The sequence below is a fragment of the Shigella sp. FC1661 genome, from assembly GCF_001712525.1.
Taxonomy (GTDB): Bacteria; Pseudomonadota; Gammaproteobacteria; order Enterobacterales; family Enterobacteriaceae; genus Escherichia; species Escherichia coli.
Genome location: NZ_MDGW01000061.1, coordinates 1 through 9,599, shown reverse-complemented (window position 1 = coordinate 9,599; position 9,599 = coordinate 1). Strand labels below are relative to the sequence as shown.

The 9,599-nt window shown below is 52.7% G+C and carries 5 protein-coding genes and 3 pseudogenes; 4 read left to right on the top strand and 4 right to left on the bottom strand.

Annotated features, from left to right (window positions below; genetic code table 11):
- Positions 1-326: pseudogene (locus BFF42_RS04730) on the top strand (IS1-like element IS1B family transposase); the annotation flags it as partial.
- A 498-nt stretch (positions 327-824) separates the two neighbouring features.
- Here the strand turns inward: BFF42_RS04730 and phoH are convergent.
- The 3 genes from phoH to BFF42_RS26745 form a co-directional block, all read right to left on the bottom strand.
- Complete coding sequence (phoH, locus tag BFF42_RS04725; protein WP_000533533.1) at positions 825-1,613, bottom strand: phosphate starvation-inducible protein PhoH; 789 nt, start codon at positions 1,611-1,613, stop codon at positions 825-827.
- 625 nt (positions 1,614-2,238) lie between these two features.
- Positions 2,239-3,747: a sodium/proline symporter PutP gene (gene putP / locus BFF42_RS04720; RefSeq protein ID WP_039059405.1), complete on the bottom strand. Its 1,509-nt coding sequence runs from the start codon at positions 3,745-3,747 to the stop codon at positions 2,239-2,241.
- A gap of 158 nt (positions 3,748-3,905) precedes the next feature.
- Complete coding sequence (locus tag BFF42_RS26745; RefSeq protein ID WP_000979516.1) at positions 3,906-4,115, bottom strand: hypothetical protein; 210 nt, start codon at positions 4,113-4,115, stop codon at positions 3,906-3,908.
- Positions 4,116-4,169: 54 nt separating this feature from the next.
- Between BFF42_RS26745 and putA the strand changes: the two genes are divergently transcribed.
- Positions 4,170-8,132, top strand: a complete 3,963-nt coding sequence (putA, locus tag BFF42_RS04715; RefSeq protein ID WP_146759027.1) for a trifunctional transcriptional regulator/proline dehydrogenase/L-glutamate gamma-semialdehyde dehydrogenase — start codon at positions 4,170-4,172, stop codon at positions 8,130-8,132.
- Positions 8,133-8,171: 39 nt separating this feature from the next.
- On the opposite strand, the gene rutR is transcribed toward putA, so the two are convergent.
- Entirely contained in the window at positions 8,172-8,810 is a 639-nt protein-coding gene (rutR, locus tag BFF42_RS04710) for an HTH-type transcriptional regulator RutR (RefSeq protein ID WP_000191701.1), read from the bottom strand.
- Between the two features lie 287 nt (positions 8,811-9,097).
- Between rutR and BFF42_RS04705 the strand changes: the two are divergent.
- Together BFF42_RS04705 and BFF42_RS04700 are read left to right on the top strand one after the other, a co-directional pair.
- A pseudogene (locus BFF42_RS04705) lies at positions 9,098-9,235 on the top strand (pyrimidine utilization protein A); the annotation flags it as partial.
- A gap of 73 nt (positions 9,236-9,308) precedes the next feature.
- Positions 9,309-9,599 (top strand): annotated as a pseudogene (locus BFF42_RS04700) (transposase); the annotation flags it as partial.

Here is a 9,599-nt window from a genome sequence, read left to right as displayed (position 1 = left end):
TTTACGCGTATGACAGGCTCCGGAAGACGGTTGTTGCGCACGTATTCGGTGAACGCACTATGGCGACGCTGGGGCGTCTTATGAGCTTGCTGTCACCCTTTGACGTGGTGATATGGATGACGGATGGCTGGCCACTGTATGAATCCCGCCTGAAGGGAAAGCTGCACGTAATCAGCAAGCGATATACGCAGCGAATTGAGCGGCATAACCTGAATCTGAGGCAGCACCTGGCACGGCTGGGACGGAAGTCGCTGTCGTTCTCAAAATCGGTGGAGCTGCATGACAAAGTCATCGGGCATTATCTGAACATAAAACACTATCAATAAGTTGGAGTCATTACCAGTATCATGTTTTGATTATTACAACCATCCCTATTTAGCCATTGCGGCTTGCCTTCCACAAAAAAATAACAACACACAATATTAGCAAAGAATTAATTAAGATTAACCTTACATTTATAATATTATCCCTAAAGAATAAATCAGAGGAATATATTCGGTGTTAAACAGTCAGTCAAAGTATAGCCCATTGTTGATTAAACCTCATAAGCAAAATTGGCACCAGATCTCCTGTACAGGTTGAATGGCCGAAAAAAGATAGGCAGATGCTCATTTTTTTGGCTTCTGGAAGAAAAACTCTCCGCGCTGGCAGTATTACACTGGTCTGATGCTATGACGAAAAATGCCTGGTAAGAGTATCTAAACCAGACTCCAGTTCAGCTTATCAACACGCTCAAAGTCGCCCCCCTGAACGCTAACCTGAAGTGAAAATCTGTTGAAATAAAACAAAGCCCGGTTCGCCCGGGCTCTGCACCGATAACACACTTAACTGTATGCATGCAGCGTACGTTGGCAAAGTGCCGAACGTACGCAATCCTCTTTTCCGAACCGGACGATCCCAACCATTTCATCTTCTTCGAAACGTTCCAGCGCGTCACTTAATCCGGAGCACACGCCGCGAGGCAAATCGCATTGCGTGATATCACCGTTGACGATAACCGTCACGTTCTCCCCGAGGCGGGTTAAAAACATTTTCATTTGCGCGGCAGTCACATTCTGCGCCTCGTCAAGAATGACGACTGCATTTTCAAAGGTACGTCCACGCATATAGGCGAACGGCGCGATTTCCACCTTCCCTATTTCCGGTCGCAGGCAGTACTGCATAAAGGAAGCCCCTAAGCGCCGGACCAGCACGTCGTAGACCGGGCGAAAATAGGGAGCAAACTTTTCTGCGATATCACCAGGTAAGAAGCCAAGATCTTCATCGGCTTGCAGAACTGGACGGGTGACGATAATCCTGTCGACATCCTTATGTATCAGGGCCTCTGCCGCTTTTGCTGCGCTGATCCAGGTTTTTCCGCACCCGGCTTCGCCCGTGGCGAATATCAGCTGCTTACTCTCAATAGCCTTCAGATAGTGCAATTGCGCTTCATTTCGCGCGAGGATGGGCGAGGTATCGCGACTGTCGCGGGCCATACCAATGGCTTCTACGCCGCTCATCTGCACAAGCGAGGTGACCGATTCTTCTTCACGCTGCTTATGGCTGCGCGAATCCCGTCTCAGCACACGTTTTGCCTCGCGACGAGCTTTGATCACTGCTTTTTGTCTTCCCATGGAGAGCACCTTGAGTTGTTTGTATTCATCACACGCGCCGTTGGCAGCGCGATTATGCGCACGAACATCAGAGGGTTGGCTTCCTTGTAAGCCATAGTTTGCTTTTGGATAAAATGCCGAAAAACGGCTACGCGCACCGTTTACGGCGTCGGTAACACATGAAAAGAAAGGATGAGGTTGAAAATGCAAAGTGACGAGATGACTACCGGAGGAGAAAACTCCGCGAGTGGTGGCGCGTTGATTATCTAAAACATGTCCAGTACAGGACGTTACCATCCGCGATTATCAAATCTAACTTTTTGCCCGGAACATAATAACAGCTCGGGTGTTGGTGGCGTCAAAATCGCTGAAGCGTTCCCCGAAGGCCGGGACAGCCCACATGGATGTGGGCTGAGGGCGCGTCTTACAGGACGTTACCTCGCGCCCGACCCGGTAGCCGAAGGGGATAAGCTGAAGGTACCGCGCAGCGGCGATTTTGTTCGCCAGAGCCCGGGGGTGCACAGGGGGCGGCGGCGATTGGCCGCCCCCTGCGCGCTCCCTGCACCATTCAATTTATATGGCGAGGCACATTAAGGGAGCGCAACCCGCTGCTGAAGCCAAACAAAACCGCCGCAGGCTAAGTCCCTTAGCTTTCCTGCAACCGTGACGGCGGAGCCGAATGATAGTGCGCATCGGCCTCGGCAAAGCGTTTTTGCATCGCCGCTGACGGCGCTTTACCCAGCAAACTAAACACTACAATCCCGATACTGCCGAAGATGAAGCCCGGAATAATTTCGTACAGTCCCAGCCAGCCGAACTGCTTCCAGACGATAACCGCCAGCGCACCGATGATCATCCCCGCCAGTGCACCGTTACGCGTCATGCGTGACCACATCACCGAGAACAGCACCACCGGACCAAACGCCGCGCCAAAGCCTGCCCACGCGTAGCTCACTAAGCCCAGCACGCGGTTTTCCGGGTTTGCCGCCAGCGCAATCGCCACCAGCGCCACCACCAGCACCATCACACGCCCTACCCACACCAGCTCTTTCTGGCTGGCATGTTTACGCAGAAACACTTTGTATAAATCTTCGGTAATCGCACTGGAGCACACCAGCAGTTGGCAACTTAAGGTTGACATTACCGCCGCCAGAATTGCCGACAGCAGAATCCCGGCAATCCACGGGTTAAACAGAATTTGCGCCAGTTCGATAAACACGCGCTCGGCGTTCTGGTTTACCGCGCCTGCTACCGCCGGGTGCTCATTAAAGTAAGCAATCCCAAAGAAGCCGACAGCCACCGCCCCTGCCAGGCAGAGGATCATCCAGGTCATACTGATACGACGCGCATGGACAATGCTGTGGTGAGAATCCGCCGCCATAAAACGCGCCAGAATGTGCGGCTGCCCGAAGTAACCCAGCCCCCAACCCATCAGTGAGATAATGGCAACAAAGTTCAGACCTTTGAGCATATCAACGTTTTCGATGCTCTTTTGTTTGATCACTTCCAGCGAGTCACCAAAGCCACCGACACAGATAATGACGATAACCGGTGTCAGGATCAGGGCAAAAATCATCAGGCTGGCCTGTACAGTGTCAGTCCAGCTCACCGCGAGGAAACCGCCAATAAAGGTGTAAAGGATCGTCGCCGCAGCTCCCGCCCACAGAGCCGTTTCGTAGCTCATGCCAAAGGTACTTTCAAACAGACGCGCGCCTGCCACAATGCCCGAAGCGCAATAAATGGTGAAGAACAGCAAAATAACCAGCGCGGAGATAATGCGCAAAATGCGGCTTTTATCTTCAAAACGCCCGGTGAAATAATCCGGCAATGTTAAGGCGTTATTATTGTATTCGGTATGCACACGCAACCGCCCGGCCACCAGCTTCCAGTTGATCCACGCGCCTAATGTCAGGCCAATGGCGATCCAGCTTTCGGAAATCCCGGAAAGAAAAACCGCGCCAGGCAACCCCATTAACAGCCAGCCGCTCATATCCGACGCACCCGCCGATAATGCCGTCACAAATGGCCCAAGACTACGACCGCCCAGAATATAGTCGTCAAAGTTTTTCGTTGATCGCCAGGCGATAAACCCAATCAATATCATGCCAAAGATATAGACACAAAATGTCACCAACATCGGTGTGCTAATAGCCATCTAAAGTCTCCAAAAAATTATTATCGGCAATGTCGAAACTTGCCGTTATATCTGCAACCGGAACGGGGTAACAGAGTTTATTTTTTACCAGGGCGACCGTATCCTGCCGGAAGCGCTGGTTATTCACAATCGATTTAACACACCATTTACATTAAATTTTAGTGCTCAGCGACACTATTTTTCATCAGGTTGCACTCTCTCACATTTTTTGCGGTTGCACCTTTCAAAAATGTTAACTGCCGCAGAGAAAAAGTCTGAGTTATTTTTTTAATCCCTGTCATATCAATTTCTTTTATTAACATTTCATTCATTTTTAAGCTTGCTACGCAGGTCACATTTAACATGGTTGCACAAAGTTGCAACATCATGGATATTTCACGATAACGTTAAGTTGCACCTTTCAGAACAACAGGAGTAATGGCATGGGAACCACCACCATGGGGGTTAAGCTGGACGACGCGACGCGTGAGCGTATTAAGTCTGCCGCGACACGTATCGATCGCACGCCACACTGGTTAATTAAGCAGGCGATTTTTTCTTATCTCGAACAACTGGAAAACAGCGATACTCTGCCAGAGCTACCTGCGCTGCTTTCTGGTGCTGCCAATGAGAGCGATGAAGCACCGACTCCGGCAGAGGAACCACACCAGCCATTCCTCGACTTTGCCGAGCAAATTTTGCCCCAGTCGGTTTCCCGCGCCGCGATCACCGCGGCCTATCGTCGCCCGGAAACCGAAGCGGTTTCTATGCTGCTGGAACAAGCCCGCCTGCCGCAGCCAGTTGCTGAACAGGCGCATAAACTGGCATATCAACTGGCCGATAAACTGCGTAATCAAAAAAATGCCAGTGGTCGCGCAGGTATGGTCCAGGGGTTATTGCAGGAGTTTTCGCTGTCATCGCAGGAAGGCGTGGCGCTGATGTGTCTGGCGGAAGCGTTGTTGCGTATTCCCGACAAAGCCACCCGCGACGCGTTAATTCGCGACAAAATCAGCAACGGTAACTGGCAGTCACACATTGGTCGTAGCCCGTCACTGTTTGTTAATGCCGCTACCTGGGGGCTGTTGTTTACTGGCAAACTGGTTTCCACCCATAACGAAGCCAGCCTCTCCCGCTCGCTGAACCGCATTATCGGTAAAAGCGGTGAACCGCTGATCCGCAAAGGTGTGGATATGGCGATGCGCCTGATGGGCGAGCAGTTCGTCACGGGTGAAACCATCGCGGAAGCGTTAGTCAATGCCCGCAAGCTGGAAGAGAAAGGTTTCCGTTACTCTTACGATATGCTGGGCGAAGCTGCACTGACTGCCGCAGACGCACAGGCGTATATGGTTTCCTATCAGCAGGCGATTCACGCCATTGGTAAAGCGTCTAACGGTCGTGGCATCTATGAAGGTCCGGGCATTTCAATCAAGCTGTCGGCGCTGCATCCGCGCTACAGCCGCGCCCAGTATGACCGGGTAATGGAAGAGCTTTACCCGCGTCTGAAATCACTCACCCTGCTGGCGCGTCAGTATGATATTGGTATTAACATCGATGCCGAAGAGGCCGATCGTCTGGAGATCTCCCTCGATCTGCTGGAAAATCTCTGTTTCGAGCCGGAACTGGCAGGCTGGAACGGCATCGGTTTTGTTATTCAGGCTTATCAAAAACGCTGCCCGTTGGTGATCGATTACCTGGTTGATCTCGCCACCCGTAGCCGTCGCCGTCTGATGATTCGCCTGGTGAAAGGCGCGTACTGGGATAGTGAAATCAAGCGTGCGCAGATGGACGGCCTTGAAGGCTATCCGGTTTATACCCGCAAGGTGTATACCGACGTTTCTTATCTCGCCTGTGCGAAAAAGCTGCTGGCGGTGCCGAATCTAATCTACCCGCAGTTCGCGACGCACAACGCCCATACGCTGGCAGCGATTTATCAACTGGCAGGTCAGAACTACTATCCGGGTCAGTACGAGTTCCAGTGCCTGCATGGTATGGGCGAGCCACTGTACGAGCAGGTCACAGGGAAAGTTGCCGACGGTAAACTTAACCGACCGTGTCGTATTTATGCCCCGGTTGGCACACATGAAACGCTGCTGGCGTATCTGGTGCGTCGCCTGCTGGAAAACGGTGCTAACACCTCGTTTGTTAACCGTATTGCCGACACCTCTTTGCCACTGGATGAACTGGTCGCCGATCCGGTCACTGCTGTAGAAAAACTGGCGCAACAGGAAGGGCAAACTGGATTACCGCATCCGAAAATTCCCCTGCCGCGCGATCTTTACGGTCACGGGCGCGACAACTCGGCAGGGCTGGATCTCGCTAACGAACACCGTCTGGCCTCGCTCTCCTCTGCCCTGCTCAATAGTGCACTGCAAAAATGGCAGGCCTTGCCAATGCTGGAACAACCGGTAGCGGCAGGTGAGATGTCGCCCGTTATTAACCCTGCGGAACCGAAAGATATTGTGGGCTTTGTGCGTGAAGCCACGCCGCGTGAAGTAGAACAGGCGCTGGAAAGTGCGGTTAATAACGCGCCAATCTGGTTTGCCACGCCTCCGGCTGAACGCGCGGCGATTTTGCATCGCGCTGCCGTGCTAATGGAAAGCCAGATGCAGCAACTGATTGGTATTCTGGTGCGTGAAGCCGGAAAAACCTTCAGTAACGCTATTGCCGAAGTGCGCGAAGCGGTCGATTTTCTCCACTACTACGCCGGACAGGTGCGGGATGATTTCGCTAACGAAACCCACCGTCCATTAGGGCCTGTGGTGTGTATCAGTCCGTGGAACTTCCCGCTGGCTATTTTCACCGGGCAGATCGCTGCCGCACTGGCGGCAGGTAACAGCGTGCTGGCAAAACCGGCAGAACAAACGCCGCTGATTGCCGCGCAAGGGATCGCCATTTTGCTGGAAGCGGGTGTACCCCCTGGCGTGGTGCAATTGCTGCCAGGTCAGGGGGAAACCGTGGGCGCGCAACTGACGGGTGATGATCGCGTGCGCGGGGTGATGTTTACCGGTTCAACCGAAGTCGCTACGTTACTGCAGTGCAATATCGCCAGCCGCCTGGACGCTCAGGGTCGCCCTATTCCGCTCATCGCTGAAACCGGCGGCATGAACGCGATGATTGTCGATTCTTCAGCACTGACCGAACAAGTCGTCGTGGATGTGCTGGCCTCGGCGTTCGACAGTGCGGGTCAGCGTTGTTCGGCACTGCGCGTGCTGTGCCTGCAAGATGAGATTGCCGACCACACGTTGAAAATGCTGCGCGGTGCAATGGCCGAATGCCGGATGGGTAATCCGGGTCGCCTGACCACCGATATCGGTCCGGTGATTGATAGCAAAGCGAAAGCCAATATTGAGCGCCATATTCAGACCATGCGTAGCAAAGGCCGTCCGGTGTTCCAGGCGGTGCGGGAAAACAGCGAAGATGCCCGTGAATGGCAAAGCGGCACCTTTGTCGCCCCGACGCTGATCGAACTGGATGACTTTGCCGAATTGCACAAAGAGGTCTTTGGTCCGGTGCTGCATGTGGTGCGTTACAACCGTAACCAGCTACCAGAGCTGATCGAGCAGATTAACGCTTCCGGCTATGGTCTGACGCTTGGTGTCCATACGCGTATTGATGAAACCATCGCCCAGGTCACTGGCTCGGCCCATGTTGGTAACCTGTATGTTAACCGTAATATGGTGGGCGCAGTGGTTGGTGTGCAGCCGTTCGGCGGCGAAGGGTTGTCCGGTACCGGGCCGAAAGCAGGCGGTCCGCTCTATCTCTACCGTCTGCTGGCGAATCGCCCGGAAAGTGCGCTGGCAGTGACGCTCGCGCGTCAGGATGCAGAGTATCCGGTCGATGCACAGTTGAAAGCCGCATTGACTCAGCCGCTAAATGCACTGCGGGAATGGGCAGCAAATCGTCCAGAATTGCAGGCGTTATGTACGCAATATGGCGAGCTGGCGCAGGCAGGAATACAACGATTGCTGCCGGGGCCGACGGGTGAACGCAACACCTGGACGCTGCTGCCGCGTGAGCGCGTGTTGTGTATTGCCGATGATGAGCAGGATGCGCTGACTCAGCTCGCCGCCGTGCTGGCGGTGGGCAGCCAGGTACTGTGGCCGGATGACGCGCTGCATCGTCAGCTAGTAAAGGCATTGCCATCGGCAGTCAGCGAACGTATTCAACTGGCGAAAGCGGAAAATATAACCGCTCAACCCTTTGATGCGGTGATCTTCCACGGTGATTCGGATCAGCTTCGCGCATTGTGTGAAGCCGTTGCTGCGCGGGATGGCGCAATTGTTTCGGTGCAGGGTTTTGCCCGTGGCGAAAGCAATATCCTTCTGGAACGGCTGTATATCGAACGTTCGCTGAGTGTGAATACCGCTGCCGCTGGCGGTAACGCCAGTTTAATGACGATCGGTTAAACAGGTAGCCGGAGGATGTTACACCCTCCTCCGGCATCTTTAACGTGGTCGAATCCCCTCAATAATAATCCGCTGCACGTTTTCAACCGTTTGATTGAAAAATACCTCATCGCGCAACGTTGCGCCTGTCACCGCCTCCACCTGAGGGGCGAAATCGGCGTAATGTTGAGTGGAAGCCCAAATCATAAAAATCAAATGCTGCGGATCAATCGGCGCGAGTTTGCCGCTTTTGACCCAACCGGCAATCAGCGCCGATTTCTCATCAATTAATGCCTTCAAATCGCCCGTCAGTTCATCCATTAACAGCGGCGCGCCTGCCAGCATCTCCATACAGAACAGGCGCGAAGCCTGCGGATAATCGCGTGAGACTTCCAGCTTCAGACGGATGTACTCTTTGATCGCCGCCAGCGGGGCGAAATCTTCACGAAACGCTTTTAACGGTGCCAGCCAGATATCGAGAATCTGCCGCAGCACGGCAATATACAGCGCCTCTTTTGACGGAAAGTAATACAGCAGATTGGTTTTTGAAACACCCGCCAACTCTGCGATCTGCTCCAGCCTTGTGCCGTGAAAACCGAATTGTGAAAAAGTGTCCAGTGCTGCGCTAAGAATCGCTTTTTTCTTCGCGCTTACTGCGCGCGAACGTTTACCCGTTGTTTTCACTGCGCCTTGCGTCATGCGCTCTCCCCTCTTGTAGATTGGCAACAGGATAGCAAAACCCCCGCCCGGCCTCGACCTTCTGCACTCTCATCGCGCACGGATGCATGTTTTATGTGCAACTGTTTTGACCGTTTAGTCCACTTTTTACCAGATATTTTAGATAACACAATGCTAACACATTAATAATATTCACTTTTTAAAAACTGGCATCCGCTTTGCAAACAATCCAATACGCGGCTGAAAAGGATATGCAGGATGCAGCGCCCCGTCTGACTTTCACTTTACGAGACGAAGAGAGGTTGATGATGAAAATTGGCGTATTCGTACCTATTGGCAACAACGGCTGGCTCATTTCGACCCACGCGCCGCAGTACATGCCGACCTTTGAACTGAATAAAGCCATTGTGCAAAAAGCGGAGCATTACCATTTCGATTTCGCCCTGTTGAAGTGGCACACTGAATTTGGCCACCTGAACAGAGGTGATATGCTCACCTCAGAACAACACTGGTGCTCCAATGAAAAAAAGAAATTTTAGCGCAGAGTTTAAACGCGAATCCGCTCAACTGGTTGTTGACCAGAAATACACGGTGGCAGATGCCGCCAAAGCTATGGATGTTGGCCTTTCCACAATGACAAGATGGGTCAAACAACTGCGTGATGAGCGTCAGGGCAAAACACCAAAAGCCTCTCCGATAACACCAGAACAAATCGAAATACGTAAGCTGAGGAAAAAGCTACAACGCATTGAAATGGAGAATGAAATATTAAAAAAGGCTACCGCGCTCTTGATGTCAGACTCCCTGAAC

Excerpts from the sequence above, each read along its gene's own strand:
- putA (WP_146759027.1), top strand. The coding sequence starts at position 4,170 with ATGGGAACCACCACCATGGGGGTTAAGCTGGACGACGCGACGCGTGAG.
- phoH (WP_000533533.1), bottom strand. The coding sequence starts at position 1,613 with ATGGGAAGACAAAAAGCAGTGATCAAAGCTCGTCGCGAGGCAAAACGT.
- BFF42_RS26745 (WP_000979516.1), bottom strand. The coding sequence starts at position 4,115 with ATGATGTTGCAACTTTGTGCAACCATGTTAAATGTGACCTGCGTAGCA.
- putP (WP_039059405.1), bottom strand. The coding sequence starts at position 3,747 with ATGGCTATTAGCACACCGATGTTGGTGACATTTTGTGTCTATATCTTT.
- rutR (WP_000191701.1), bottom strand. The coding sequence starts at position 8,810 with ATGACGCAAGGCGCAGTGAAAACAACGGGTAAACGTTCGCGCGCAGTA.